Here is a 24,496-nt window from a genome sequence, read left to right as displayed (position 1 = left end):
ATGAAAAGTGTTGGTATGGTGCTGTTGTGGTCATGCCTGTTTGCTATGGAACTGTACATGAGAGGAGGTGAAAGAAGAAATGACCTACAAAATGAAGGACGCAAAGATTACGCACTTGTCGCTGGTAGATAAGGGCGCTAATGGTGTGCCGTTTGCCATTATCAAGGCCCCTGGGAAAAACGCTATTCAAAAGCAAGTCCAAATCGCCAAGGTGGACGATACACAACACATTGTTATTGGTGTGGTATATCAGCCTGATGTCGAAGATGTCCATGGTGACATGATGGATGCTGTCGAGATCGAAAAGGCAGCTCACTTGTTCATGGAGAACCAGCACACCTACAACATTGATAAGCAGCACGATCTGGACCCGGACAAAGGATACGTTGTTGAATCCTATATTGCCCCTTGTGATATGGAAATTGGCGACCAAGTGATTGCAAAAGGATCTTGGGTTGCTGGTGTGAAGGTGACTAATGATGATACCTGGGAAGAAATCCAGAAAGGTGACATCACAGGCTTTTCAATGTTTGGCGTGGGTAAGCGTGAAGAAGTTGAGGACGAAACAGTTTCAAAAGGACTCATGCAGACCATCAAAAAGGCGATTAACGCAGCGGTGGCACCGATCGTCAAAGGTGTTGTTGCTGACAAATACAACAAGAATCGTAAGAAACGTGAGTTTTGGGCGGCGCAAGATGCACTGAATGATGTCTTGTTCCGATGGGATTCGTGGGAGTCGGGAATGGAAACAGATCCCGAAGTTATCCGAGAAGCCCTGCAAGATTTTGTTGAGATCGCCCAGGACGTATTGGTGCAGGAAGATATCGTGAAGGCTATCGGGAAACCTCCTGAAGCCATCGTCAAAGCTGGGAAAAAGATTTCTGCCAGCAACCTGCAACACATTGATGATGCGATTGCTACATTGACCGACCTTAAAAATAAGACGGCTCCTGCAGATGATCAGGAACCAGAGGAGGAAGACGAATTGAAACCAGAAGATATTGAAAAAGCCGTTCAGGCTGCTGTTGGACCTATTGTTAAACAAATGGAAGTATTGGCTGCTGATGTGACTGAACTGAAGAAACAGGATGGTGAAGGTGATCCTGATCCTAACGCTGGAACACCGAATGCAGGAACAGGCGCTAATCCAGAGGCTGACGCAGTGACTGATGCCATTGCCAAGGCTCTCGCTCCATTGACTGAGCAAATGACCACGTTGGCTGCTGATGTGCAAATCGTTAAAAACAGCCGTGGTGGATCTGCTCAAGGTGGGGCTCAGGATGAAAATATTCACAAAGCTGATGGCAGCGTAAGCTTCAGCGGCTTGCTGTAGTTCAAATTTGAAGGGAGACAATTAAACATATGAAAACCAATGGACAAGTTATCAAATCTACTACTGTTACATCAATGGACTCACCAGCTCTTAACTATCAGCAAGTTGATGCCTTTTTGCAAATGGCGTATGAATCAACAGCTTTCTTGAAAGGCATTCGTACAGTTACCCGTACAAGTTCTAAGGGAACTATTGATAAAATTGGTGTAACTGGTCGGAATCTTCGCGGTAAAGTGGAAAACAATACGGTAAGTAAAATTACACGCCCAACATTCCCGCAAGTTCCGTATGCTGTTGCACCTGTTGTGCTGGCATTTGAAATTACCGAAGAGTTCATCCGTCAAACGCAACGCGTGCGTGGCCAAAATGCTGAGGATATCATCATGACAGCTATGACCAAGAACTACGCGGATAACATGCAGGATCTTGGCTTTAATGGTGATACATCTACACCAAACACTGATCCAGATTATGATTTCTTGAAAATCAACAATGGATGGTTGAAGAAAGCTAAGGCAGAAGGAAATCTCGTAGATTGGGCAACACTGCCTGACGAAAAGAAAATCGGGATCTTCTTTCAACTGGAACGTGCTGTACCGACACGTTTGCGTGCTGCAGGTGAATTTAAATACTTCATGCACCCCAACACGTTCTCCGAGCGGTTGGAGAAGTTGGCCGAGAAGGACACTAGCGCATCCATTCAGTTGCAAATTATGGGTGGCGTGAAAAAGATCAACTCTTATGATGTTGAAGAAGTCGCGCACATGCCTGAAGGTGTCGTAATTTTCACGTATCACGATAATTTTGTTCTGGTGAACACCTATGACATGCAAATCCGTAAGACGACTGAAGGTAAGGAAGCAATTTACGAGGATAAACGCTTCTATGCTATCCATTCTGACTACGATTCCATCTTTGAAGAGCCGGGCGCTGTGTCAATTGCGGAAGGGGTGACGTTTTAATGCGTAAGGTGACCTTCACAGGCAAAAACACGTCAATATCCAAATATGGCCATCGTTTCGTACCAGGTAAGCCTATTCTGGTTGATGCTGAGATCGCGGAAAAGCTGAGTCAGGAAGAACACTTCACAGTTGAAGACATTCAACCTGACCCAGCTCCACCAGCTGACGATAGTGGCAAGGACGATGGACCAAACTTAACTTTGCTGAAGGAGCAGGCAAAGGCCGCGGGTATCAAAGGGTATTCATCCATGAACAAGCAAGAACTGACCGATGCACTGGCAGCTCTGCCGCAGAAGGATGATCCTTATGCTAACGCCCCAACTTCTTAAGACTCGCAGTCGGGTTGCACCAATTCAGGAAGCTGAAACGGAGCAGTTGGAACAGTATATTGATGATGCACAAGTGCGAATTGAATTGTATTTGCCTATTCCATTCCCCGAAGAAGTGGATCGGCAGCTCATGCTTGCATGGGTGAAGCTGGCCGAAGGGCTTTCTCTGCAGGATAGCGAGGAATACCTTGCTTCCGTCGCCCGGAACTATGCTTCTGAGAGTGACGGGGCTTGGACATACACACGTCAGGCCATCGCAGGGAAGACCACGGGGAACCCGGACGTGGATGCGATCCTGTTCTTGTGGGTGAAGAAACAACAGGAAGGGCCGGACGATGGCAACATCACGGCCTATTTGCTGTGAATCACCGATTTAAAACGCCGATTGCAGTCTACCGGGTGGGCAGCAATCGTGATGGTGACGATCTGTTTAATGATCGGAAGAGCGGGAAGATTGCGGACCTCAAATGTCATATCATCAAGACGGAAACTTCCGACAAGGCTGATGCCAAACCCGTGATGTACATCGTCAAAAAGACAATCGGTGTTCCAAAGACAGCTGAAGTTCGGGTTAGTGACGAAGTTGTCCTCTTTGGGCGGCGCTACTTGGTTATTGATTCTGATCCGCGCCGTTATTGGCGTGAATTGTTGGTCACGTGTGAGGTGAAGGGCAATGATCGTTAACGACTTTGACGGGTTGGCTAGGCGTTTCAGAAAGCTGGCCGACAAGGGAATGAAGCAAGTCCTGACCAATATTGCCGAGGCCATGGGTGAGAGCCTGTTAAGTCACATTATTGACGAGATTGATCGGCAAGGCCTGATTGATACGGGCTTGATGTGGAACTCATTCACTCGCGGCGGTGACGGTAACGTATGGGAATGGGACGTGGACCGAAATGCGATCACGCTGGAGGTCGGTTCTGATTTGGGATCGGGTTCATCCAAACAAGGTGAATGGGGTTATCCCCGTCTGATCAATGAAGGCTATACAATTCATAAGGCTCACTTTGTTCCGGGGTATTGGAACAGCGGTGGGTCTTTTGTGTATGACCGAAATGCCAAAGGTGGATTTATGGCCAAGCCGCGTAGCTTCATTGGTCGGAAGTATTTTGATATTGCTGTAGCCCAATTTGAAGGCGGGATGAATCAGCTCATCATACAACGCCTGGACAAAGAAATGGAAAGGGTGTTGCGCTGATGGATGCAGGCTTGAAGGCTTGGGCTGAGATTGTAAGGCATGTTTATCCGAACCTGACGATCTTGCGGGACCGGACACAGTGGCTGGCCGGGAACTTTGATACACCTTCTGTTTTTATTGAGACGGATCTTGTATCAGATAAAGTTAATAGCCCGCGTGCTAACCGGATAGTCGAAGATGTGGGGCTGGCGTTCCATTTTGACAAGGAACGTGTGACGGAGGAAGACGAAGGTGAACCTATCCCCTTTGATCTGGCTCCGTTTTTCACATTCTTACGCCAAAAAAAGTACCTTTACGCTTCGAAACGCTTTGGTGTTGCACTCGTTATGGAACCACCACGCAACCGACCTGAAAAGGATCGGGTTGAAATCACCTGCAGGTATTCATATCTGCTATCCGTTCCGAAGGTTCCGGTGCCGAAGATTAATGAATTCCATATCGGATATGAAGGAAAGGAGCTCACACCATGAGTACAACACGAAAGGAAAGGCTTGTTGCCGCTGTCCAGGAAGACCTGAACAAGCGTACCAAACTAGAATGGATTGAGGGTGCAGCCGCCTTGAAGCATGAACGCTTTGAGGTGGCGGGCGCCCTTTTTGATTGCCAAGCAAACACCCTGCTATCACAGCAGGAAGTACAAAACCGACTGGATGCATACTTGCGACCAGCGGTAACGAAGGAGGAATCGTTGAATGTCGATTCAGAGGGTTAGACCAGGGGGATACGTTGAGTTGATCGCTTTGGCCAAAGCAAGGGTAGTGCCAGTGACAGGCCGTGTATTGATCCCATATCAAGCGGAGTGGGGGGCAGTCAACCAAGCTGTTGATATGGCGGACACGTCCGAACGATTAAAGGAAAGCGGTCTGCAGGTGGATGAATTGGAGCTGGCATCGGAAACCGGAGCGACTGTGGTCGGGTACCGGGTAACCAACGGTTCGGAAAAGGCTGCTGCTTCTGCAGTTACCGACAGTTACACAATTCAAGCACGGTACCCAGGACTGCGCGGTAATGATTTTGAATACATGATCCGTGCCAGCTTGGTGGATTCCTCCAAGAAAGAGGTCATCATCAGAGACACCAAAGGGATTTACGACACAGAAACTTTCACAGTGGCAGATAAATCTTCTGCTGAAGAAGCATTGAAGAAGTCCAATATGGTCCGCTTCAAATCAACAGGTGCTGTTGCTTGGGCAGATATGGCATACACACCGCTGACAGGTGCAGTAACCGGCACTGCAACAATCACAGCGTCCGACTGGAGTCGTATTTTTAATCGGGTGGATGGCCTCACTTTCGATGTGTTCTATTTACCTTCCACTGACGCAGCTGTCCAAGCGGCTGCAAAACAATGGCTACTGGATCGTCGCATGAAGGCCCGCAAACTCGCTCAGTTGGTCGTTGCTGGCATCGCATTGGATGATACGGACATTGAGAAGCATAATGTCAGAAGTCGCGCCATGAATGCCCGTTTCATTGTTAATAACTCACTCGCTGGTACTCACATCAACGGCAAAACATACAACTCAGTGCAATGGGCTGCTTGGGTGGCTGGCCTGATGGCGGGCACGCCTGCGAATAAGTCTTTCACAGGGGTTAAGGTACCGATGACACAAGCGGCTGTTGACTGGAGCCATTCTGAAGTCATTAAAGGTTTGGCTGAAGGCACTCTGATGGCAACTCGTGACGGTTATGATTACATCATTGAGTCTGCAGTGAATACTCTGACCACGATGGGCGCAGGTGAGCGTGAAGACTTCGGCAAGATCCGTGTCTCTATGACGATTGATCAGGTATTGAACGATATCTATTCCACGGCCAAGAAGTGGAAAGCTAAACTCGACAATGACAAGGACGGTCGGGGCATGTTTATTGCAGCTGTGCTTGAATACTTGGCAATCCGCAGGAGCCAAAAAGCGATTGATGAAGGTTATACCTTCACGGAAGATCCGAACAATGTGAGTGACTTCGATTACGCTTATTTCAAGTTATTCGCCAAGCCGCTTGATGCCATTGAAGCATTCTACATTACATGGGAGGTGGCATAATAAATGGAACGCGAACTTATTGGCCGGAATCTTTCTTGTGAAGATGATAACGGGGATTCAGTTCAGACTATCAAGGAAATTGAAGTCACACTGAATCCGGAAACATTGGATATTGTGCGAGCTCGTCGAATGGCGAAGACTAAACAAATTGTGGGTTATGAAATCCCGGTTAAACTGGTCATGTCCAAATTGGAATCCAGGATGCGTTATCGTCTGTTGGAGGACTTTAAAGCAGGTAAGACCATGTTCCTCGATCGCATCACTGGTTCCTTGGAAGACATGCAAACGGGAAATACGGAACGGGTCCTTTTGACAGGGATTCATATCCACGGCAACATGGACATTTTGGTTGCTCAGATAGACAGCAATACTGGTATTGATATCACCTTGGAGGGAACAGCTACGGATTTCGAGTTTGTAGAGCAGTTCCCTGATTACATGGCTTAATATTAATTTCGTAGCGATTATAATCCAAATAAAGGAATTTGATATAAGTTGAAGAATACCCTACTACAGACAGAATAAAAGCCATAAGGAGAAAATCACGATGAAAGAGTTTTTTCAGAAGTTCCCACTTTGGTTCTGGTTTGCCTGGGTAGTGGTAATGATTTTGCTTGTTATTAACACAGTTCAAGGGTATTCCACTGCATTAAATGCCATTGCAATGCTCATCCTTGCTATTGCTAATGGGATTCGAATTTGGAAGAGCCAACGCTACACAGCGATTATTTTATTAGTAGTTTCTATTTTTTGCATAATCACACTTGTCAAAACGTCATTATTATAAGGGTTTTAATGTGACCGTCATTTATATGACGGTCTTTTTCATTGCCAAAATTAAAATCACTGGAGGAATCACAATGAGCGACAAATTACAAAAATATTTGGCAGCCGGTACAGAGGCGGCCAAACCTGAACAAATTGAAGTGCCAGTAGACGGAGAAAAATGGTCTGTGCGTCGTCTGACTACTATGGACCTGCGTCGCGCTTATGAGGCAGCTTATAACGATGATGGCACAGAAAAAGGGTCGTTCAACGACATTGATGCCATGATCGTAAAAGCCACAGAGCATGATTTCGATTGGAAAAACATTGAACTTCTGAAGGCGTACAATTGCGTGAACAAAAACGAGTTACCGCCACGTATGTTAAACAACCCTGATCACTATGCTGTGTTGGCCAAAGCCGTTCGTAATTTCCAAGAAACAAAGGAAGAGTTGCTTAAAGAAGCAAAAAACTCATCCGGCGAGACGGCGAAGCAAGCTGGATAGCATCCTTTTGGATCAACCAGAAGAAATTACCTTCCGAAGTCTTGCCGTATGAAGTAAATCGAAACAGGCAGTATCATTTTTGTTTGGCCGCATCGATGTTGGCCGAAGAAGAAATGAAGAAGCTCAATAAGAAATAGGGAGGGGGTGAAAGATATGGCTATGGCCGCTAGAATAACGGTACCTATTGAAGCAAGGGATCTCGTATCTGGTACGCTGCGTCGTATGCAGAACGGGCTTAGAAATACGCAAGACAATGTTGGTGGTCTTCGCCGTGCTGCAGATCGTATGGGCAGTGAGTTTTCATCGTCCATACATCGTGCAGGGGAGTCAGCGCGTGATCTTGGAGCCCAAGTCGGACGAGCTGCAGATGAGACCAGGCAGCTCGGTCGTGCTGTAGTCGGGGACTTATTCCGACGGGCACGTTCCAGCGCCGAAAACTTCCGTCGCACCGTGTCCCGTGCCGATGCGGAGGTCAAAGGCGTTTCCGATGCTCATGTAAGATTGCATGCTGACGATCAAATCAGTCCGTTGATTGACAACATATCGGCCAAGATATCAGGTCTGGCTGCTCTTGGTGGCGGGTTAATACTCGGCGGCGGTATGTCGGATGCCATTTTCGGAGGCGTGGGCGATTATTACAAGGAATCTTCACGGCTTGCCCCATACTTATCAACTCAGCAGCGTTCAGATGTTATGGCCACAAATGACCGATTAGTTGCTCAAGGGCTTATCTCTGATAGAGCCACAGGAGCTGCTGAACTTTCCACCCTTACACCTATGGTTCAAGACAAATCGAAGGTTAGCGAGGCTTTCGCGGCCACAACCAAACTACAAGCAGTTATTCCCGATTCCGGATCTGAGGAAATGCAGAGAGCAGTCACCCAAACAGCTAAAAACTTTAAGGAATCCTATTCGCAAGTTGCTGATAGCATAGCTCATGCTTACATGTCAGTAGGAGATCCTCAAAAAGACCTAGCGGACACGTTTTGGGAATATAGCCCTTACTTTGCAAGTAGCGGCACAAGCTCAGCTCAAATGAGTAATTTTCTAAGTCAAACGGTCAAAGAAGGGGCCTTTAATTTTGACAAGCCGGGCGATTTTTTCAAGGAAGTTTTCGGCGTTAAGGCTCTTAATGCTGACGACATGGCTGATTACTTTGGTGCTCGGGGATCAGGAAAGAAAGATGCTGCACGACAAGCTGAAGCTTTTACTGCAGACATCAATTCCGGTGATACACAAAGAGCTCAAGGTGCTATAGCAGCTTTGGTTGCTGACATGGCAAGTCTCGACCGCAACGAATTGAAGCAAGCTTTAACGAAATTGGGTTCGGCTACTGGAGAAGACAATGCAGACTCAATCTTGAAGACGTATGGCGTTGCCTTTGAGAAAGCACCCGATATGACGGGTACAACTGATCGAATGGTTGCCCAGCAACAAGCGGCAAACCCTATGACAGATTACATTCAGACACAAAATCAAATGAAGACACAATTACAAGATATTGGCGGCAACATTATACAGGCTTCAGTCCCTGCCATGAAAGAGTTCAATTCTTTGTTGACAGATAACAAAGCGCAAATTGAAGCATTGGGTTCTGGGATTGCAACAGGAATTAGTAATATCGTTAGCTTTTATCATGAATTTTCTGGTGTCATTAACAAGGTATTCATTGGATTAGCTGGGGTTTTAGCGCTCAAGGGCACAGCTAGTATGGTAAAGGGAACTAAGAATCTTTATGGCGATGTTACTAGTGCAGGGAAGTGGGCCTGGAACAAAATTCCCGGCACTCGTAAGTTTGGTGGTGGAGGATCTTCTCCAATTGGCGGATCTGATCTTGTGTCCAGAATGAACGTGAATGCGACTCGTGTGTACGTTAATGGCAGCATGGGTGGCAACGGCGGAGGAAATAGCAAGAACAGACGTAAGAATAGAAGGAATGGCGGCTCAGGTGGATCAAAGTCTAAATCCAACACTTCAACCAAAAATACAACCAGAACGGATATTGTGGGTGATAAGAAGTCAAAAGTTAAAGACGTTTCCGCTAAGACTCCCAAAACGCCAAAATTCAGTCCAAAACTCGGTGCCGATGGTTTGTTGTCAACAGGTGGTAAAACTATCGGGGGTGCAGCCAAAGGCGTAATAAAAGGCCTTGGCGTACTTGGCACGATAGCCAATGTGGGCATGTCTGCTTATGACATGTATGACACAGCAAAAGAACAAGGTTGGAAAGAAGCCATCTCCACAAAGGGTGGTTCAACTGTCGGTAGCTTAGCTGGTGGCACTATCGGTGGTCTAGTTGGCTCGTTGGTAGGTCCGCTTGGCACAGCTGCAGGCGCTGCAGTTGGTAGTTGGGCAGGTGAGAAACTTGGTGCATGGGCGGATTCAAGCGGCGTCACGAGAGATTTAGTAGACAAGGTATCTTCATTCACCGACTCCGTTAAAGGGTGGATGGGTTTCAGCAAGAAAGAAGCTGTTAATCGACCTCTCCTCCCACAAAAGGCTGAAGTCACTATTAATGCAGGAATTTCAAGTGAAAGTCAAGCTAAAATCAAGGAAACTATGGAGAATATCCACTCTAATATTGTAAAGAGCGGGTTAAGGCAAGGACTTAGCGATGCGATTGACCAGAGCGGCATCAAAAATGCTTCAGATAAATTCAAAGATTCAATTTCTGGCATGTTCAAAGGTACTGAATCCAGAGAGGCTGAAAGTAACGTCAAAGCTGTTGGGACGGCAGCCAAGGAAACTGAACAGAAAGCCAAGGACCTGGGCGTTACAACAAAAAATAGCACAAGGGACATTATCAGCGGCAACGGCCAAGCTGCATTGAGCTTTAGTGGTGTGAGCTCATCAGCCAAAAGCGCGATCGATCTGACTCGTCAGCATCTTATGTCACTCTCTACAGTATCCAGTCAAGGCAGCAGCTGGGGGAGCAATCTGATTAGCATGATGGCGGCGGGTATGCAAAGTAAATTCCCTACCCTGACCAGCATTGTGTCAAAGGCTGCAGGTGTTATTAAGGATTACCTTGGTTTTAGCTCTCCGACCAAGGAAGGACCTGCCAGCAAGTCGGACCGATGGGCGGGGAATTTCGTTTCCATGTTCTCGGATGGATTACGGCCGGACTCTATTAAAGATCGAATGAGTGTGATTGCTGGGACTATGCAGGACGGTGTGAATGGCATTGAAGGTCCGAACCTGTCTGATGGTAATATTCCTATCCGGACGACGCCATTAGGGTCACAAACCGCCACAGGAAGTAAGTCGGTAACGATCGGTAATATTACGGTGGATCTCACTGGGATTGGAGCGGGCATTACGGACTTCCAATCCTTTGCCAAGGCTCTGACAAGCCCAGAAGGGCGCGCATTGATCCGTGATGTCACTGGTGAAGAAATATACAAAGCATTGGAGACAGGGGGTTAAAGCATGTTGGCAATGTCACAGGGGGCCATTCGGCTGACCTTCCCGATCACTCCGGCCGAGGTACAAATTACAACCGGAAATGATGTCGATACATTTAATAACATCATAGGTCAAGAGAGGACAGGCAAACCCACTGCCAAGTTGCAGCGGGTTTCTTTTTCGACCATTTTGCCACGCGAATGGCGTGAATTGTGGGAGACGGATAAGAAACAGACTGTTACTTACAAACGACCAGAAACGACGTGGCAGCTGCTTGAGAAGTGGAAGCCCAAGCCAGTCGTGTTGAATTTTGAGGAATTGTTTTCCCAGACTATGTTGATCGAGAACATGGAGATTGTTTATAAAGACGGCCAAGGCAACATCCACATGACGATGAGCCTGGTCGAGCATAAGCCGGTTAAGATCGTTTCATATAGCAATACCAAGCAACTCCTGAAGCCTGGCGTAATTATAACGAAGTCATCCAAGAGTCGGCCCAACACAACGGCCAAGTCCAGCAAAAAGGACAAAAAGAAGTCGACCAAAAAGAAGAAAAAAGCCACTGACAAGAAGAAGAGTGCAGCTGCAGCAAAGGATGCAGCAGATAATGCAACAGGCGCATTTGATTACACTGGCCGCAAAAGCAAGATTGCAGCAGCCAACAACAAAGTGAAGTAAGGAGGGCGACCATGGATAAATTTGCAGTCATATACGGTAAACAGGATGCCAGGTCTGCCCTGACTCCTGCTATAACGGACATATCTTGGTCATCGCAACGGGATGAAATCGCGCGCAGTTTGACGGTTCGGCTGCGTGACATTCCAACGGTTAGTGTGGCCGGTATGCTGATGTGCTTTTCCCACCGGATCGGCAAGGCGCTCCTGCATCACAAGAACCAGTTCTTTCATGGTCCGATAATAGACTATGAAAGAGATGAATTTACAGGTGCATGGGAGATTAAAGCCCGCGAAATTGGTTGGTACCTTGCCAAGAACAAAGGGACTCGGCCGTATTTGAAAGGTGAAGCAGGGGCTGAGTTGCAGAAGTACATTCAGACGACTGGTGTTGACTTCCGTTGCCCAAAACTTGGCTTTACCCTGGATGAACGATATGGGACGATGGCGCATTCAGAGGTCATATTGGATGTGTTGCAAAAGGCATATGAGCGTAGCGGCTACAGGTACCATGTGGATGCTATCCGTACGGAAAAACATTTTTACCTGCAGGTTGTGAGGGAAGGCACCAATGAAAAGGTGCCTATTTTTGTGCCTGAACAAATGGAAGCCAGCAGCGCAGGATACAACATTGAGGACACTTACACCGTTGTCACCGCCCAGAAGTACAAGGATGACAAACTATCAGCATCAGTCACTAAAACGGATGCCAGTGCATTGAAGACATTCGGTCGCATGGAAGAGATCATCGAAGTGGAAGAAGACGAGAACCCGACGACAGTGGCGACGCAACGGTTGAAGGGCATGTCAAAGCCCAAGCAGATCAAGAAGATCACCGTACGTCATGAGGACCATACATTGGCTGGATTACGGGCTGGCTGGCTCGTGCTGATCAAGACAACTGTTGTCACCAAATGGATTGTGGAAAGCGTAGATACAAGCTGGAGCAACGGCATATTTACAGTCAAGATGGTTTTGGAGCGGAGGGAAGCGTAATGATGGGTGATGCAATGAATCTTTTAAAACAGAAGGTAGCGGGTCACATCGATGCTCGGGATACCGAACGCGCTACCCTGCTGAGCTGGCCGAATGCCAAAATCGAGGTGGATGGCGATCCGTATCCTTATGAGTCGAGCAGCCTTGTCTTTGCGGATTACCTGCAGGAACAGGAAATTGAAGTCACCTTTGATGTATTGGAACCAGCACCTTCAGTATTAAAAGGCAAAATGATCATTCCAAGCCCCCTGCAGGTGGGTGATCGACTCCTGGTATCGCGTATGACAGGCCAACGCTATTACGTATTGGGGAAGGAGCGGTAACGTATGGATGAGGACGAAACGTTATTTCCTGAAATGGAACTAGAAGAAGTGGACGTTACCGATCTGGTGGACAACATTCCTTCTGCAACCAAATGGACATACAAGATGGATTACCGCAACCGCAGGGCTGTCCTGGATGAATCAGGGCGTCCAGTCCGGACAACCAGTTATGAGGAATTTCTTGTTGAAACCGCCATGAAGATCCTTTGCACCGAGAGATTCCAATATGTTGTATATGGTGCTGACATTGGCGTTGAAAAATCGGAGTGGCCGGGCTGGGAGGACACTGAAATCATCCGAGATATTGAAGAAGCGTTAACGGCTCACCAGGAGATTGAGCAAGCCGAGGTTACGTCAATGACGCGTGTTGATCGGGGCATGGATTTGACCATCCAAATTACGGGTCTTGTAGGCGTGGCTGAATTGAATGAGGTGATCGATACATGAGCTTAACGATTAATGATTTGCCTAAATTCCCTGTTGTACCTGTGCTTGAAGAAACCCCGGACATGATTTATCAACGATGGGTTAACCGGGCAATTACGATGGCCAACGAAAGAGGGCTGCCACCGCCTCCTGTGGGCGAGGGTGAATACTTTTATGATCTTTGGTATCCCATTGCCCAGGAGCTGGCTGAACAACAAGAATTGTGGGGCTATGGCGTGCTGCAGTCAACACCGATTTGGGCCGATGACGAATTCTTGGACGCACATGGTTGGGCAGATGGTATGGTCCGGAAAGATGGTGAATCCAACGATGATTACCGCCTGCGGATTCTTGATCGAGCTTTTGTTGAAGAAGGCAACGGCCGCCGTAAAGATTATGAAATTTGGGCCAAAGAGATCCAGGGCGTGGGCGGTGCAGTGGCCGTGGAAAAGGAACGTCATGATAATTCTATTGATCTGTATCTGACAGACATGGCCGGACAACCAATTACAGCCGAGTTTGCGGAGAAAGTCAAAGCGTTGATGTGGGAGGAATACCGTATAGCTGGTCACGATCTGGCCGTGTATCCTGCTCCGATCTTCCTGGTCTCTGTTAAAGCTAAATTGGAAACTTCGGAAGACCTGCAGCAATTGGTCGAACTGATCCGTCAGCGGGTAATCGCATATGCTAACGGTCGCAGCAAGCTGTTATACAACTATATTGCAGCTCTTTTGCTCGTGCCCGGCGTGGAGAACTACAGTGACTTTACCCTTAATGATGATGTTCAGGACATTGATGTTCCACCTGTATCGTTCCTGCAGGTTGAGGTGGTGCTGCTATGATTCCAGTTCGGTACCGGGAAGTTTTACCGCCGTATTGGTATGAAAACGAAGTAGCAGGCTGGCACTTTGGCGTAATGGAAGAAGAGATCGATCTACGTGAGAAGAAGATGGATGAATTAGTGGACCAGTTTCTTCTTCAGCGAGCAACTTGGGGCCTTGATCTTTCGGAGTGGATTTATTTCCGGACGGAGCAGATCGGCACAATCGATCAACGACGAGAAGCGATACGAAGGAAACGCCTTGCTAAGAAACCATTCAAACTGCCCATTCTCCGACAGATCGGTTCGCAGTATGGTAAGTTACTGCAGGTGCGTGAGGAATTCCTCGCCAAAGAGATTCACTTTGAATACGACAGCAGCTCCCCAATCAACATGGCGGGGCTATTTTATGATTTTTAGTACATTCGCCCCGTTCATATTAATCGTGCAGTACCGGTGGCCAAAACAACGACACCAGTCATCACATTTGGCGGGAAAGTTTTTTCACACTCCGTAGATTTTCCGATCTGCGGGTTCGAAATGCCACTAGAATTGGGGACGAGTGGCGTATTGGCTACTCAAAACGTCACGGTGGGCGCAGTGACATCATACGCCCGGATTGACAGTCCAATTACAGGATTAGAAATACCCATGCAAGGAGGGACGCCATAATGGCAGATATTATTCAACCGTTGATGCTTGATTATGCGGTTACGGATGCGGACTCACATTTTGACCATGCCCTGGTAAACGTGAGTGGTGAACTGGTGAAATATCCGATCCACAATACCGTCATCTCCGGAAGATCGATCCGCAAGTACGTGTTCTTGAAAGATACCGAAGTTATCGGAAAACAGATCCTTGGTGCTTCGCTCATGGATAATCAAGGTCGGACGCTTGCTAACCAGGCGTTGAATGTTGTAAAGAATGATCGGGGCTTTCTGATTGGATTCGAATTTTTGATTAAGCTGGAGGTGAAAGCAATTGTATAACAAGCAAACGTGGTTGGACGAGATCCCCGACATGACAAAGCCCATTTATGATGCTTCAGGAAAACAGAAGACAGATCCACAAACGGGCAGACCTCTTTTTGAACTGGTGCAATCCGGTACCCGAATCACTTCAAGCCGCCTCAACACTATGGAAGGTGGCATTGAAGCAGCTCATACATTGGTCGAACAATTAGCCAAAGAGCTGGGCGGTAACTTTGTTGTTCCTATTGATGGGACTATGGGTCTGCTATGTAGCGCCCAAGGTCTTAAAGCGACATGGACTGCCGGGATAGCTTATGTAAACGGTCGCCGGTACCAGGTAGCTGCAGGTGAAATGACACTGAATCCAACGCAAGGACAATACTTGTATGTGGACATCGACGGAGCTGTCAAAAAAACGACTTCTCAAGCAACGGCCAAGAAGGGATTAACGATCTTTTATGTGGCAACTGACACAAGTGGTGTCATTTCTACTACCGATCATCGTGTAAATATTAGCATGGAAGAGATCTTGAAGAAAATAAAGGATATTGATATTAAAGAAGCTGTTACAGGAGGCGCCAGCGGCCTGATGACGGGTGCTGATGCAAAGTTTGTACGTGTTGATGGTGAAACTAAAACCGGAGCACAAACAAAAGCTGACGCTGTTAAAGAATACGTGAACAGCAGGTTAGATATTCCCCAGCGGACTAAGATAACTTTGCAGCCAGGCTTACAAGTAATTCAAGCGGATCAAGATGCTCCTTTCGCGTTGACCGGACTTACGGGACGTACGCTGGTTAACTTGCTGGGGCGTGATGGTAATTGTGAGAGTATCGCTAGGTGGTTATTGTTTCAAGGGTCAGCAGCTACAGACAATACAAATAAAACCGAGGGTATGAACGGAATCAAGTTAACGGTTACCTCGGGTTCTTTTGCCACGGCGACAGCTGTAAATACGATCAATGCCAAAGCTAATAAGTTCTACCTTGCTATAGTAGATGCTAAAAACGGAAATGCGACGAACGCATCATTTTATAGCAACGGTTTAACAGCAACTAAAGGTATCAATACTACTACCGATGCTACTCAATTCGTACCTTTGTGGAGGGCGTATGCGCCTACTGCGGATGTTGTTGCCTCGGTAATTATACAAACCAATAGCAGTGCTACGAGTCAATATGCTTATTTTGACGCGGTGAGATTCTATGAAATTACCGCTGCTGAATATGCTGCACTCGATAGTATGACGCCGCAACAGGTAGCCGCTAAATATCCTTACGTTGATAGCGTGCAGCCTGTGCGAAATCCGTATGCGATTCGATACGGAGAAAACTTGTTGCCTCCGTTCTATGAATATGAATCCTCTGCAGGTATTACCGTATCTCCGTGGAACTTTGAGAAGCCTTATACTGCTATACAAAAAGCCAATAGTACCGATGGACATTATATCCGTTTTCAAATTCCTGTAGCACCTAACAGTAACTACACGTTAACTTGTGATCATGACGGATATATAGCGGTAACAACAGGGAACGGGGATAATCAAGTTGTTCCGTGGACTAACGCAAAAGAGGTTACTTTCAACGTAGGACAAAATTCCGTTGCATATGTGTTTTTCGGAAACTATAACTCAACGACCGGGGTAGTAGGTACATTCACCTTTAAAAACCCAATGCTCAATATCGGCAACACAACCAAACCGTTCAAGCCGCGTGAAGACGTTATACTCGCATTGCAAACGGATCTATACGCTGATCCAGTGACAGGGGCGAATGCTGACCAAGTGTTCGAGAAGGACGGACAATATTTCAAGTTGAAGAAGTGGCGTAAGGTTGTATTGGATGGTAATCATCCTTGGACTACTTACCAAAATCCAACAGGGTCCAAGACCGTCAGAATTCTTTCATTTTCTCCAAATTCATCTTCAAGTGCTGCTTGGCTTGTAAAGTATGACGGCAAGGTGTCGGCACAAGCTCCGTTACAACCTGATAGTTGTTACATTGACAATGTAAACAATATTTTATATGTAGGCGTGCCCAACGCTGACAGCGGATGGGGAGATGCATACACACCGACAGCCGACGAGATTAAGGCGTATTTCATGGGATGGAGAATGTATCAAGCACCAGATAGAACAACGCCGTATACGAGTGGAACTAAGCAATGGTTTAACATTTACGGCCCTACAACTCCAGCTGTCCCAACAGTCCCGATTAATTCATATTCTGAATGGACGCCATACCAACTCGTATATCAACTTGCAACGCCAACTGTCGAACCGATCACATCCGAGGGACAATTGACGTTAATCGAAGGCAATAATCAAGTTGAAGTAGGAACGGGGATCGTGTTACGAGAAACGGTTATTCCGTACACTTACGGGGCTGGTATTAACAACATAAATGATAATTCTCCCGATCCAAAAGGGAATCTAACAAACAAAACAAATAAGATTTTAGGAGTGTATGTTGACAGATTACGAGACTTTAGATGGAAAATGTTGTCGAATATTGCGAACGCAAATGGCGGAGGAGTAGCGCAATTTGTCGGTGTATTGGATAAGTCTAAATCCTACAGTGTCACATACCTAATGTTGGATACGTTCCCAATTGCGTCATTCGTCGGATCAATTGCCGAAAACGAAAAGGCATTACTTGCTGACTTAAATGACATTGTACAGCAAGGTGCTTCATCCTTATCTGTTGTTGAAAGATCATTAAGCGAAGCACTTCAAGCCTTGATTCAACAAAATAGAAGAAACGTTTGGGGGCCTATGTAATTATGCCAAAGGTAAATAAAAAGCTTGGATGGGCAGCTCCCATGATTAATACTAATACAGATATGTACAAAGTTTCGTCTGATAAATATGCTGTTGTTAAGTCGTTGACTATCGCGAATAACAACAACACTGATGCGCAAGTTTCGGTATACATCGGTTCAATATCATTTATCATCGGTCATACTTTAAAGGCAAATAGCACTTTGTTATTTGCCGACTTGGATATTCCTTTACTTCCAGGAGAATATGTAACAATAAGAGCCGCAGGAGCGCTATGTACCTTTGTTATGTCTGGGTACGAAGATGATTATATAGCTTCCGAATATCCTTACTTGGTAGTAGCGGGAACGCCTACTTCCGGCGGAGCAACTCAATCTATTACGCGAGACTCTGACATGATCTTGAGATCGATCATTGTCGTAAATCCAAATAGTACTGTTTCTACTTTAGGAGTTAGTGCTCCATGGAGTTTGATACAAAAAGAACTTTCTGGCTATGATACTCTTCTTTTGAATAAGATGCAGTATTTTATTGAAAAGAGCACGGGTCTTAGCTTCCGTCACGTATCCGGATCAGTTGGTAGAGTAGCGTTTATCTTAGAAAAGGTGGTGCAGTAAATGCCTTTAATTGATAATTATTTATTGGATAATTACTTGATCGATGGGCCGAGCGGAATTAAATACGCTACAGGTGTTGCCACTTCAGGAACTGTTCTTACTACTGTTTCGGATGATAAAGGGGAGTCCGTATCCAACGTATACAATCTGCTTACTGTTAACGGATTAGATTTCAAACCTGAAAGGATAATCTTATATTACAGTCCAACAGACATTCAGGGTGTATGGATGGTCACTTACAGCATCAGAAGCAGAGGCCGTACACCTACATCAGATGGAGCTAATCATAATCTAACAACTTCAGTCGGAACAAGTAACTATGCGCGTAATATACGAACGTACGAATATTCAACGACTTCGCCTCCAGCCACCCCGAAGCCAAGTGTTGGCGTAGGGTGGTTTATATTGCCTGTATTTTATGGGGGAACAAATTATTATTGGGAAGCTTTTGGAACGGTGAATATATAGAGATAGGGGAGACAAGCGAAAATGAAAATCGGGATGAAGGTTTACTACGACTTGCAATCCGGGAACGTAATCGTCATTACACCTGAAAGCGCTGGGGTCGTTGTCGAAACCACGAGGGAACAGGACTTTAAATTGTACCGGGCTTTGGCCGACAAAGTGCCTGAAAGTGTCGGCATGATCCAACTTGAACATGGAGCCTATATGCTGGATCGTGCCGAGGGCGGTATGATTGCTCGCGTTGATCTGGAAACGTTGGAACCGCTCTTTGACTATCCACCCAAAGGCGACGAAGAACCACAACCGCCTATGGTATCGTTCACGTCTCAGATTGCCGCCTTGTCCGCAGATAACGACCGTTTACAGGAAGAGAACACCGAAGTAAAGCAAGCCGTGGCTGAATTGAGTCTGGTTCTAGCAGCAGTCATGGGAGGAGGTGAATAATTATGACATACACTAAAGATAGCGGTTTGGTGAAAGTGTGGGTCGGTCTTGTGATGACAGGAGTGTATAAGGTCGATCAGGTGCCGGCATTGTTTAACTTAAAAGTAGTCGTGACGGAAGTCGTCAACGGTACAACATCTGCTTAACAAGCGCACCCAAGTGGTGCGCTATTTTTATGCCCTCTGGAGTGGTCAGGGGGCTTTTCATATTAGATAGATGGGGGATAGGAAGTTGGAGAACGTGGGGAAATGGGCTTTGGCTGTGGGTAGTTGGTCGGTGTCTTATTTATTTGGGGGTTGGTCTGCTGTGCTTGGAGTGTTATTGGTGTTTGTGATTTTTGATTATTTAACTGGGGTTGCTGCAGGTTGGATGTCGGGGGAGCTTAGAAGCAAAATCGGGATGTTTGGAATTGCTCGTAAAGTTTTTATTTTCGCTATGGTTGCGGTGGGCCACTTGGTGGATGGAATCCTGGGTGATGGCCACTTATTCAGGGATACGGTGGCATTCTTTTATATCGCGAATGAGCTGTTATCCATCACTGAAAATGGCGGGAAAATGGGTGCACCTATCCCGTCAGTAATCAAGCAGGCAATCGAAGTGCTGAAGGGTAAAGGTGGCAATGACAACGACAAAGGAGCTGGTACAGGTGCAAGCGCGTAAGGAGAACAATGTTCAAGGAATCGATGTTTCCCGTTACCAAGGCAAAATTGATTGGCTGCAGGTGAAAGCGGACAAGCGGGAATTTGTGTTCATAAAAGCTACGGAAGGCCAGACATACACTGATCCGAATTTCACGACCAACGTCAAGGGAGCGTTATCGGCTGGGTTGTTGGTAGGTACGTATCATTTCTTGCGGGCCACGTCGGCAGAAGTAGCTAAAGCGGAAGCAGTTCATTATGCAAAATCCCTCGAGGAGATTGGCGGGGCAAAAGCCCTGCAGCTCCCGCCTGTGATGGACTATGAGAATAACCCGAGTGGGATCAGCAAGGCACAGATCAACATTGTGGCCAAAGCATTTCTGACGGAGCTGGAACGGCTGACAGGTGTCAAACCGATCATTTACACGGGCAATTCATTTGCTGGTAACTTTGATGACGGATTGTCTGGTTATGACTTATGGATTGCACGTTACAGTAATACTCGTGTTCCGGATGATCAGCCTGCGTGGAAGAACTGGACGATCTGGCAGTATAGCGATGCAGGGAAAGTTCCAGGCATTACAGGTAACGTGGATCTGAATGAATTCAACGGCAGCCTATCAGATCTGAAGGCACGATATGGGAAGGAGAAAGAGATGAGTAATCCATTTGAAGGGTACCGGCTCACAAGCCCATATGGTATGCGGAAGCATCCAGTGAGTGGCATCAATAAGTTTCATAGGGGTGTGGATCTTGTTGTCACACCTGCAGACGGACCCATTTATGCTTTTGTAGCTGGCGAGGTCATTCACGCCAAAATGGGTGTGTCCGGATCCGGCTTTGGCAATTATGGAATTGTTGTGGCCATAAAAGATGACAAGGGTTACCTGCACGTATACGCTCATCTATCAGCTGCAGGCGTAAAAGTTGGCCAACAAGTCAAACGTGGCCAACTGATCGGTAAGCAAGGCAGTACCGGCATCAGCAGTGGAGCTCATTTGCATTATGAAGTGCGTAAAGCTTGCACACCTCAGTTTGGTTATACAGCCACAGAAGCGGGCGTTGTGGAGCCGACACAATACCTAAATAACTACTATGGGCAGACGCCCGTTAAGGAGGACAAGCCAGTGTCACAAAGGGATATTAACGTTGTGAGCCCATGGGCAGAAGCGGCATGGGCAGAGGTTACGGCAAATGGATACTATGATGGTACCCGTCCTGGAGCGATGATCACACGAGAGGAATCCGGGATCGTTACGAACAGGCTAAGGAAAAATATCCTGAAGCTGATTGCGGGAATCAACGGCAATGTTTCTGATCTGGATGATCGGTTGAAAAAGATTGAAGCAGAAGAAAAATAGTAAGTCTTAACATACTTAAAGCCTGCCCAAATGTTGGGCAGGCTTTTTTTGTATTGAAACTTATTGCTTAACTAGAGGAGCCCAAATAGTTTTTGATCTTGCAATTCCATATTCATTAAAAGAATAATCCGCTCCACCAAACAACTCAACATAGACAAATACTCCGGCAGCGATTTCATCAAAGTCCCAAGAAACAAGAGTACCATTGTTCGTTGATTTAAAATCATAAGTTCCGATTACAAAACTATCTCTGCCAGTGAGACCGTAACCGATAACTCGAGCTCTAGGCGTAGTTTTCATATTAGTATACACTTTTGCTGGTCCTGTGATTTGAGAAGTTACATTTCCATTAATTGCAGCACCTGTCAACCCACCTAGTCTCCAAGAAAAATTAATTATTGGATAATTACACATCCAGAGATCCTCAAAACTTCTATCACACAACGTGCCTCTCCATTGCCCTTCACCAAACCCCAACATAGGAGTAACCTCATCTTCATTGATTTCAGGCTTCTTCATAATTGAGTGCCCTTCATTATTCAATTTGGAAATTAACTGTTCCAAATCTTCGGCAGTTCCTTTGATTTCAACTCTAGTGTATGTACCATCAAGCCCATTGTCCAATTCAATTTGTCCTTCAGTAGTGCTCAAAATTTCATAACCATCATAATAAGAACTACTATTATCCGCAAAGATAGCACTAGACACTAAAGTTGAAATAAATACCAAACAAAGAAATGAAGATAACAATTTTTTCATAAAAGTAAAATCCTCCCTTTTTTGAGTATATAGATATTATGCTTTAATATGGTATAATTGTAAATAGATTTTTAGAAAAAATAGGAAAGGGTGAGATAATTATCTTATGGATGGATCTGCTGGAGTTGTTGGAGTTGGAGGGATTATAGGGATACTTCTCATCTTTGCTATTATTGGTTTTGTGCTATATCTTGTATTTTCATTTGCTATAAAAAGGTCTGGATTAAGAGAAGAAATATCAGCATTAAGGAAAGAAATTCGTATGCTGGAGCAGAAGGTTGAGGATAGTGGAAAGAATTTTAATGATCATATTTAAGAGATATATCCTTGGTAAAAGACACTGCTGGCGTAATGCTGGCAGTGTCTTTTTTTTGTTTACATATATAGTTTTATCAGACAACCCGGTGCATGTTTGTCCGCAGCTCAGCTGCAGTTTTGCGGTCCAGTAATCGTTTGAAGATCCAGACCGCTTGATAGTATTTATCTGCCCCAGTCACATAAATGTATGTGATGTCTCCTGCACTGTTATACTTCCAAGGTATTTGCATCCCCAATCCCAACCCTTCTATTACTTTTTGAAGTTTCTGATCGACAGTATTAAAGCAGCTACTGAGATAACGAATCCACCTATAGCAATAATCCAGATTGCGATATCCATTTTGCATACCTCCAGTTTCATTTTATTTTACATCTGTGTTAAGATTGGGATGAGCAGGCGCTGTGTTAGCCGCCTACTCGGGAACTTTTAACGTTTGCGTGGTCCGCGGCGTTTGGTTCCTTTTTTCTTTTTCTTGCTCTTAGCGGCGGTGCTTAGCATATTGACGATGGCCGTCGTCATGTTTGCGATCGCTGTTAGGAGCAAGACCCAATCTAACGTTTTCATTGCTGTTGTTCACCTCCTTACATATATAATTATACAACGAATATCGTTGAAAGTAAACGAATATAGTTGAATTATGCATCGCAATAATATATATTTAATTTGAGGTGAGACTATAAATGTTGAAGTTGAAGCTGGCTGAACTCATTGACGAACGTGGCTTGAATACACGGCAACTGAGTAAAAAGACGGGCATTCGTTGGAATACGATTGCTGATATGGCCGAGAACAAGTCCAAGGCTTGGTCGCCTGACAACCTGAACAAGATAATGGAAGCATTAGAACTTAACGATATATCTCAATTGATTAATTACGAAAAGGAGCAGCAGGGGTAATCCTGTTGTTCCTTTTTTTAGTTATTGAATAACGAACGTATATTCGCATATAATAATAAAAAAAGAAAACATACGTTCTTATTATTGGAGGGATGAACATGCCAGTGAAATACTTGGGTTGGTTAATGGAGATCATTTACGAGGACCAAAGCGGAAAAATCACGAAACGCCGTATCCAGGTCAAGAGCATACGGTCGGGAATGATTAAAGCTGATGATCTATTGTCGGGGCAGCCACGGACATTTAAGGAATCCGGTTTACTTGCATGTCATCCGATCATGACGACAGCACAGGGGGCATAAACATGTTGACTGATTACGAACGGAAAGTACTAAGGATCTTGTTTAATTACAGTAGCGGCCGCAGACGATTACCGACGATTCATGAACTTACGGTTAAGACGGGTAAGGGTGAGCTGGATGTTATGGCTGCTCTTGATGGTCTAATTAAAGCGGAGTACATAAATTGGGAAGATAAATCTGACACCAGCAATCTTGTTATCCTGGAAGGCTGGGAACGAGAATCGGAAAAGCCTAAGCTTCCCAAGGTACCTCCGCCGTCGCGACCAAGTGATTTAAGTTATTGGACCGAATATTGACAGTTTAAGGGGTGAGATAAAGTGGTTGTTTACATATAAACCCAGTCGCACTATAATTAACTCAACTCTGTACAGTGACCCGCTCGAGTGTTGTAAAAAAAATCTTAACTTATAATGGTATTCAACGTATAAATATTGTAACAATTACTTTTCAAAAGTGTACTGAATGTTTACTCAATGAATATGATGGTAAAAAGAAATTACATTTTTTTCATTGTCAAAACACCTTGGAATATTATATAATAATACGATTGGTTTGAATCGGTTGTAATATGGTGATAATATTTAAGTATAACTTAGTGCGGAGAGTGTGATTATGGACAATAAGAACCTAGTTGCATATTCAAAAGTTCATGAACATTTACTCGGAAAGTTACCTAGTGCTGACAATTACGAGGATCGGATTATTGCACAAAAAATCGGTTATCTCGTTGAAGATGCAGGTATCCATTTGGGTGATTTGAGTTTCTTTTGGCATAAACGTGGTCCTTACTCCCGGTCACTCGCTTCTGCGTTAAGGTATTTCGAGAAGAATCGTGAAGATTTTGAAGAGGACTGCTCTTATGTGAAAATTCACGAGTATGTGCTACCTAGATTAGATTTCCTAAAAGGAGTTATAGCGGGTAAACCGTTTGACTGTCCTAATATTTTTTGGCTTGAGATATGTGCATCCCTGAAGTATTTGAGCAAAGAAGGACGCACTAAAGATATTGATTATCTTTCGAACTTGTTAATAAAGAAGAAACCATTCCTTAAGCCTTATGAAAGAGCAATGCATCAATCGTGGGAACTGTTAAATAAGGTAGTTTAAAAAAAAGGATTTTACATGTATAATGCATGTAAAATCCTTTTTTTGTAGGAGAT

35 protein-coding genes are annotated in these 24,496 nt (G+C 45.4%); 32 read left to right on the top strand and 3 right to left on the bottom strand.

All coding sequences use genetic code 11. The features are described from left to right. The first annotated feature begins 79 nt into the window (after nucleotides 1–79). The 27 genes from BLV50_RS29745 to BLV50_RS29620 all read left to right on the top strand — a co-directional run bounded on the left by BLV50_RS29745 (nucleotide 80) and on the right by BLV50_RS29620 (nucleotide 21,060). On the top strand, nucleotides 80–1,333 hold the full coding sequence (locus BLV50_RS29745; protein ID WP_090811580.1) for an XkdF-like putative serine protease domain-containing protein: 1,254 nt from the start codon (nucleotides 80–82) through the stop codon (nucleotides 1,331–1,333). Between the two features lie 29 nt (nucleotides 1,334–1,362). Continuing rightward, complete coding sequence (locus BLV50_RS29740; RefSeq protein WP_090811578.1) at nucleotides 1,363–2,295, top strand: phage major capsid protein; 933 nt, start codon at nucleotides 1,363–1,365, stop codon at nucleotides 2,293–2,295. Beyond that, nucleotides 2,295–2,624 (top strand): Rho termination factor N-terminal domain-containing protein, encoded by a 330-nt coding sequence (locus BLV50_RS29735; protein WP_090811576.1) that lies wholly within the window; start codon nucleotides 2,295–2,297, stop codon nucleotides 2,622–2,624. The genes BLV50_RS29740 and BLV50_RS29735 overlap by 1 nt, the downstream gene beginning before the upstream one ends. After that, nucleotides 2,602–2,988, top strand: a complete 387-nt coding sequence (locus BLV50_RS29730) for a head-tail connector protein (protein ID WP_090811574.1) — start codon at nucleotides 2,602–2,604, stop codon at nucleotides 2,986–2,988. The genes BLV50_RS29735 and BLV50_RS29730 overlap by 23 nt, the downstream gene beginning before the upstream one ends. Continuing rightward, a complete protein-coding gene (locus BLV50_RS29725) occupies nucleotides 2,985–3,308 on the top strand; it encodes a hypothetical protein (RefSeq protein WP_090811572.1) in 324 nt (107 codons plus the stop codon). Before BLV50_RS29730 ends, BLV50_RS29725 begins: the two co-directional genes overlap by 4 nt. Further along, on the top strand, nucleotides 3,298–3,822 hold the full coding sequence (locus BLV50_RS29720; RefSeq protein WP_090811570.1) for an HK97 gp10 family phage protein: 525 nt from the start codon (nucleotides 3,298–3,300) through the stop codon (nucleotides 3,820–3,822). The genes BLV50_RS29725 and BLV50_RS29720 overlap by 11 nt, the downstream gene beginning before the upstream one ends. Next, complete coding sequence (locus tag BLV50_RS29715) at nucleotides 3,822–4,292, top strand: hypothetical protein (protein WP_256338080.1); 471 nt, start codon at nucleotides 3,822–3,824, stop codon at nucleotides 4,290–4,292. The genes BLV50_RS29720 and BLV50_RS29715 overlap by 1 nt, the downstream gene beginning before the upstream one ends. Then, entirely contained in the window at nucleotides 4,289–4,534 is a 246-nt protein-coding gene (locus tag BLV50_RS29710; protein WP_256338079.1) for a hypothetical protein, read from the top strand. Before BLV50_RS29715 ends, BLV50_RS29710 begins: the two co-directional genes overlap by 4 nt. Beyond that, entirely contained in the window at nucleotides 4,515–5,867 is a 1,353-nt protein-coding gene (locus BLV50_RS29705; RefSeq protein WP_090811567.1) for a phage tail sheath subtilisin-like domain-containing protein, read from the top strand. The genes BLV50_RS29710 and BLV50_RS29705 overlap by 20 nt, the downstream gene beginning before the upstream one ends. A 3-nt stretch (nucleotides 5,868–5,870) precedes the next feature. Beyond that, complete coding sequence (locus tag BLV50_RS29700) at nucleotides 5,871–6,314, top strand: phage tail tube protein (RefSeq protein ID WP_090811565.1); 444 nt, start codon at nucleotides 5,871–5,873, stop codon at nucleotides 6,312–6,314. Between the two features lie 100 nt (nucleotides 6,315–6,414). Beyond that, the gene (locus BLV50_RS29695; protein ID WP_090811563.1) at nucleotides 6,415–6,654 is read left to right on the top strand and encodes a hypothetical protein; all 240 of its coding nucleotides are present in this window, start codon (nucleotides 6,415–6,417) and stop codon (nucleotides 6,652–6,654) included. Nucleotides 6,655–6,727: 73 nt separating this feature from the next. Further along, nucleotides 6,728–7,138 (top strand): hypothetical protein, encoded by a 411-nt coding sequence (locus BLV50_RS29690; protein WP_062319527.1) that lies wholly within the window; start codon nucleotides 6,728–6,730, stop codon nucleotides 7,136–7,138. A 153-nt stretch (nucleotides 7,139–7,291) separates the two neighbouring features. Beyond that, on the top strand, nucleotides 7,292–10,564 hold the full coding sequence (locus BLV50_RS29685) for a phage tail tape measure protein (RefSeq protein ID WP_090811561.1): 3,273 nt from the start codon (nucleotides 7,292–7,294) through the stop codon (nucleotides 10,562–10,564). A gap of 3 nt (nucleotides 10,565–10,567) precedes the next feature. After that, nucleotides 10,568–11,221, top strand: coding sequence for a hypothetical protein (locus BLV50_RS29680; protein ID WP_090811559.1), 654 nt, complete (start codon nucleotides 10,568–10,570; stop codon nucleotides 11,219–11,221). 11 nt (nucleotides 11,222–11,232) lie between these two features. Beyond that, entirely contained in the window at nucleotides 11,233–12,213 is a 981-nt protein-coding gene (locus BLV50_RS29675) for an XkdQ/YqbQ family protein (RefSeq protein ID WP_090811557.1), read from the top strand. Continuing rightward, complete coding sequence (locus tag BLV50_RS29670) at nucleotides 12,213–12,536, top strand: DUF2577 family protein (protein ID WP_090811553.1); 324 nt, start codon at nucleotides 12,213–12,215, stop codon at nucleotides 12,534–12,536. The genes BLV50_RS29675 and BLV50_RS29670 overlap by 1 nt, the downstream gene beginning before the upstream one ends. 3 nt (nucleotides 12,537–12,539) lie before the next feature. Further along, nucleotides 12,540–12,983 (top strand): DUF2634 domain-containing protein, encoded by a 444-nt coding sequence (locus BLV50_RS29665; protein WP_090811551.1) that lies wholly within the window; start codon nucleotides 12,540–12,542, stop codon nucleotides 12,981–12,983. Further along, nucleotides 12,980–13,804, top strand: coding sequence for a baseplate J/gp47 family protein (locus BLV50_RS29660; RefSeq protein ID WP_090811548.1), 825 nt, complete (start codon nucleotides 12,980–12,982; stop codon nucleotides 13,802–13,804). Before BLV50_RS29665 ends, BLV50_RS29660 begins: the two co-directional genes overlap by 4 nt. After that, entirely contained in the window at nucleotides 13,801–14,202 is a 402-nt protein-coding gene (locus BLV50_RS29655) for a DUF2313 domain-containing protein (RefSeq protein WP_090811546.1), read from the top strand. Before BLV50_RS29660 ends, BLV50_RS29655 begins: the two co-directional genes overlap by 4 nt. Before the next feature lie 251 nt (nucleotides 14,203–14,453). Then, nucleotides 14,454–14,774: a hypothetical protein gene (locus BLV50_RS29650; RefSeq protein WP_090811544.1), complete on the top strand. Its 321-nt coding sequence runs from the start codon at nucleotides 14,454–14,456 to the stop codon at nucleotides 14,772–14,774. After that, a complete protein-coding gene (locus tag BLV50_RS29645; protein ID WP_090811542.1) occupies nucleotides 14,767–17,535 on the top strand; it encodes a hypothetical protein in 2,769 nt (922 codons plus the stop codon). The genes BLV50_RS29650 and BLV50_RS29645 overlap by 8 nt, the downstream gene beginning before the upstream one ends. 2 nt (nucleotides 17,536–17,537) lie before the next feature. Then, nucleotides 17,538–18,152 carry a hypothetical protein gene (locus BLV50_RS29640; RefSeq protein ID WP_090811540.1) on the top strand — a complete coding sequence of 205 codons (615 nt, stop codon included), beginning with the start codon at nucleotides 17,538–17,540 and terminating at the stop codon, nucleotides 18,150–18,152. Continuing rightward, nucleotides 18,153–18,620, top strand: coding sequence for a hypothetical protein (locus BLV50_RS29635; protein WP_090811538.1), 468 nt, complete (start codon nucleotides 18,153–18,155; stop codon nucleotides 18,618–18,620). 21 nt (nucleotides 18,621–18,641) lie between these two features. Beyond that, nucleotides 18,642–19,061, top strand: a complete 420-nt coding sequence (locus BLV50_RS29630) for a hypothetical protein (RefSeq protein WP_090811536.1) — start codon at nucleotides 18,642–18,644, stop codon at nucleotides 19,059–19,061. Between the two features lie 2 nt (nucleotides 19,062–19,063). Next, a complete protein-coding gene (locus BLV50_RS33005; RefSeq protein WP_177031298.1) occupies nucleotides 19,064–19,207 on the top strand; it encodes a hypothetical protein in 144 nt (47 codons plus the stop codon). Between the two features lie 70 nt (nucleotides 19,208–19,277). Then, complete coding sequence (locus tag BLV50_RS29625; RefSeq protein WP_090811534.1) at nucleotides 19,278–19,721, top strand: phage holin family protein; 444 nt, start codon at nucleotides 19,278–19,280, stop codon at nucleotides 19,719–19,721. Continuing rightward, the gene (locus BLV50_RS29620) at nucleotides 19,681–21,060 is read left to right on the top strand and encodes a GH25 family lysozyme (protein WP_090811532.1); all 1,380 of its coding nucleotides are present in this window, start codon (nucleotides 19,681–19,683) and stop codon (nucleotides 21,058–21,060) included. Before BLV50_RS29625 ends, BLV50_RS29620 begins: the two co-directional genes overlap by 41 nt. A gap of 60 nt (nucleotides 21,061–21,120) precedes the next feature. On the opposite strand, the gene BLV50_RS29615 is transcribed toward BLV50_RS29620, so the two are convergent. After that, complete coding sequence (locus BLV50_RS29615) at nucleotides 21,121–21,819, bottom strand: hypothetical protein (RefSeq protein ID WP_090811530.1); 699 nt, start codon at nucleotides 21,817–21,819, stop codon at nucleotides 21,121–21,123. A 106-nt stretch (nucleotides 21,820–21,925) separates the two neighbouring features. Here BLV50_RS29615 and BLV50_RS29610 point away from each other — a divergent pair, with 106 nt between their 5' ends. Then, nucleotides 21,926–22,135, top strand: coding sequence for a LapA family protein (locus BLV50_RS29610; protein ID WP_090811529.1), 210 nt, complete (start codon nucleotides 21,926–21,928; stop codon nucleotides 22,133–22,135). A gap of 76 nt (nucleotides 22,136–22,211) precedes the next feature. On the opposite strand, the gene BLV50_RS33000 is transcribed toward BLV50_RS29610, so the two are convergent. Both BLV50_RS33000 and BLV50_RS32995 read right to left on the bottom strand, forming a co-directional pair. After that, nucleotides 22,212–22,373 carry a hypothetical protein gene (locus BLV50_RS33000; protein ID WP_177031297.1) on the bottom strand — a complete coding sequence of 54 codons (162 nt, stop codon included), beginning with the start codon at nucleotides 22,371–22,373 and terminating at the stop codon, nucleotides 22,212–22,214. 191 nt (nucleotides 22,374–22,564) lie between these two features. Beyond that, a complete protein-coding gene (locus BLV50_RS32995; RefSeq protein ID WP_177031296.1) occupies nucleotides 22,565–22,702 on the bottom strand; it encodes a hypothetical protein in 138 nt (45 codons plus the stop codon). 116 nt (nucleotides 22,703–22,818) lie between these two features. Here BLV50_RS32995 and BLV50_RS29605 point away from each other — a divergent pair, with 116 nt between their 5' ends. The 4 genes from BLV50_RS29605 to BLV50_RS29590 all read left to right on the top strand — a co-directional run bounded on the left by BLV50_RS29605 (nucleotide 22,819) and on the right by BLV50_RS29590 (nucleotide 24,443). Beyond that, entirely contained in the window at nucleotides 22,819–23,034 is a 216-nt protein-coding gene (locus BLV50_RS29605) for a helix-turn-helix domain-containing protein (RefSeq protein WP_090811527.1), read from the top strand. A gap of 98 nt (nucleotides 23,035–23,132) precedes the next feature. Continuing rightward, nucleotides 23,133–23,336: a hypothetical protein gene (locus BLV50_RS29600; protein WP_090811525.1), complete on the top strand. Its 204-nt coding sequence runs from the start codon at nucleotides 23,133–23,135 to the stop codon at nucleotides 23,334–23,336. A gap of 2 nt (nucleotides 23,337–23,338) precedes the next feature. Next, nucleotides 23,339–23,632 carry a hypothetical protein gene (locus BLV50_RS29595; protein ID WP_177031295.1) on the top strand — a complete coding sequence of 98 codons (294 nt, stop codon included), beginning with the start codon at nucleotides 23,339–23,341 and terminating at the stop codon, nucleotides 23,630–23,632. A 316-nt stretch (nucleotides 23,633–23,948) separates the two neighbouring features. Further along, on the top strand, nucleotides 23,949–24,443 hold the full coding sequence (locus BLV50_RS29590; protein ID WP_090811523.1) for a hypothetical protein: 495 nt from the start codon (nucleotides 23,949–23,951) through the stop codon (nucleotides 24,441–24,443). Nucleotides 24,444–24,496: the final 53 nt, after the last annotated feature.

It is taken from the genome of Paenibacillus sp. 276b (assembly GCF_900107875.1).
Lineage (GTDB): Bacteria > Bacillota > Bacilli > Paenibacillales > Paenibacillaceae > Paenibacillus > Paenibacillus marchantiae.
This window is presented reverse-complemented; position numbering and strand designations above follow the sequence as displayed.

Excerpts from the sequence above, each read along its gene's own strand:
- BLV50_RS29745 (WP_090811580.1), top strand. The coding sequence starts at position 80 with ATGACCTACAAAATGAAGGACGCAAAGATTACGCACTTGTCGCTGGTA.
- BLV50_RS29740 (WP_090811578.1), top strand. The coding sequence starts at position 1,363 with ATGAAAACCAATGGACAAGTTATCAAATCTACTACTGTTACATCAATG.
- BLV50_RS29735 (WP_090811576.1), top strand. The coding sequence starts at position 2,295 with ATGCGTAAGGTGACCTTCACAGGCAAAAACACGTCAATATCCAAATAT.
- BLV50_RS29730 (WP_090811574.1), top strand. The coding sequence starts at position 2,602 with ATGCTAACGCCCCAACTTCTTAAGACTCGCAGTCGGGTTGCACCAATT.
- BLV50_RS29720 (WP_090811570.1), top strand. The coding sequence starts at position 3,298 with ATGATCGTTAACGACTTTGACGGGTTGGCTAGGCGTTTCAGAAAGCTG.
- BLV50_RS29715 (WP_256338080.1), top strand. The coding sequence starts at position 3,822 with ATGGATGCAGGCTTGAAGGCTTGGGCTGAGATTGTAAGGCATGTTTAT.
- BLV50_RS29710 (WP_256338079.1), top strand. The coding sequence starts at position 4,289 with ATGAGTACAACACGAAAGGAAAGGCTTGTTGCCGCTGTCCAGGAAGAC.
- BLV50_RS29705 (WP_090811567.1), top strand. The coding sequence starts at position 4,515 with ATGTCGATTCAGAGGGTTAGACCAGGGGGATACGTTGAGTTGATCGCT.
- BLV50_RS29700 (WP_090811565.1), top strand. The coding sequence starts at position 5,871 with ATGGAACGCGAACTTATTGGCCGGAATCTTTCTTGTGAAGATGATAAC.
- BLV50_RS29695 (WP_090811563.1), top strand. The coding sequence starts at position 6,415 with ATGAAAGAGTTTTTTCAGAAGTTCCCACTTTGGTTCTGGTTTGCCTGG.
- BLV50_RS29690 (WP_062319527.1), top strand. The coding sequence starts at position 6,728 with ATGAGCGACAAATTACAAAAATATTTGGCAGCCGGTACAGAGGCGGCC.
- BLV50_RS29685 (WP_090811561.1), top strand. The coding sequence starts at position 7,292 with ATGGCTATGGCCGCTAGAATAACGGTACCTATTGAAGCAAGGGATCTC.
- BLV50_RS29680 (WP_090811559.1), top strand. The coding sequence starts at position 10,568 with ATGTTGGCAATGTCACAGGGGGCCATTCGGCTGACCTTCCCGATCACT.
- BLV50_RS29675 (WP_090811557.1), top strand. The coding sequence starts at position 11,233 with ATGGATAAATTTGCAGTCATATACGGTAAACAGGATGCCAGGTCTGCC.
- BLV50_RS29670 (WP_090811553.1), top strand. The coding sequence starts at position 12,213 with ATGATGGGTGATGCAATGAATCTTTTAAAACAGAAGGTAGCGGGTCAC.
- BLV50_RS29665 (WP_090811551.1), top strand. The coding sequence starts at position 12,540 with ATGGATGAGGACGAAACGTTATTTCCTGAAATGGAACTAGAAGAAGTG.
- BLV50_RS29660 (WP_090811548.1), top strand. The coding sequence starts at position 12,980 with ATGAGCTTAACGATTAATGATTTGCCTAAATTCCCTGTTGTACCTGTG.
- BLV50_RS29655 (WP_090811546.1), top strand. The coding sequence starts at position 13,801 with ATGATTCCAGTTCGGTACCGGGAAGTTTTACCGCCGTATTGGTATGAA.
- BLV50_RS29650 (WP_090811544.1), top strand. The coding sequence starts at position 14,454 with ATGGCAGATATTATTCAACCGTTGATGCTTGATTATGCGGTTACGGAT.
- BLV50_RS29640 (WP_090811540.1), top strand. The coding sequence starts at position 17,538 with ATGCCAAAGGTAAATAAAAAGCTTGGATGGGCAGCTCCCATGATTAAT.
- BLV50_RS29635 (WP_090811538.1), top strand. The coding sequence starts at position 18,153 with ATGCCTTTAATTGATAATTATTTATTGGATAATTACTTGATCGATGGG.
- BLV50_RS29630 (WP_090811536.1), top strand. The coding sequence starts at position 18,642 with ATGAAAATCGGGATGAAGGTTTACTACGACTTGCAATCCGGGAACGTA.
- BLV50_RS33005 (WP_177031298.1), top strand. The coding sequence starts at position 19,064 with ATGACATACACTAAAGATAGCGGTTTGGTGAAAGTGTGGGTCGGTCTT.
- BLV50_RS29625 (WP_090811534.1), top strand. The coding sequence starts at position 19,278 with ATGGGGGATAGGAAGTTGGAGAACGTGGGGAAATGGGCTTTGGCTGTG.
- BLV50_RS29620 (WP_090811532.1), top strand. The coding sequence starts at position 19,681 with ATGACAACGACAAAGGAGCTGGTACAGGTGCAAGCGCGTAAGGAGAAC.
- BLV50_RS29615 (WP_090811530.1), bottom strand. The coding sequence starts at position 21,819 with ATGAAAAAATTGTTATCTTCATTTCTTTGTTTGGTATTTATTTCAACT.
- BLV50_RS29610 (WP_090811529.1), top strand. The coding sequence starts at position 21,926 with ATGGATGGATCTGCTGGAGTTGTTGGAGTTGGAGGGATTATAGGGATA.
- BLV50_RS32995 (WP_177031296.1), bottom strand. The coding sequence starts at position 22,702 with ATGAAAACGTTAGATTGGGTCTTGCTCCTAACAGCGATCGCAAACATG.
- BLV50_RS29605 (WP_090811527.1), top strand. The coding sequence starts at position 22,819 with ATGTTGAAGTTGAAGCTGGCTGAACTCATTGACGAACGTGGCTTGAAT.
- BLV50_RS29600 (WP_090811525.1), top strand. The coding sequence starts at position 23,133 with ATGCCAGTGAAATACTTGGGTTGGTTAATGGAGATCATTTACGAGGAC.
- BLV50_RS29595 (WP_177031295.1), top strand. The coding sequence starts at position 23,339 with ATGTTGACTGATTACGAACGGAAAGTACTAAGGATCTTGTTTAATTAC.
- BLV50_RS29590 (WP_090811523.1), top strand. The coding sequence starts at position 23,949 with ATGGACAATAAGAACCTAGTTGCATATTCAAAAGTTCATGAACATTTA.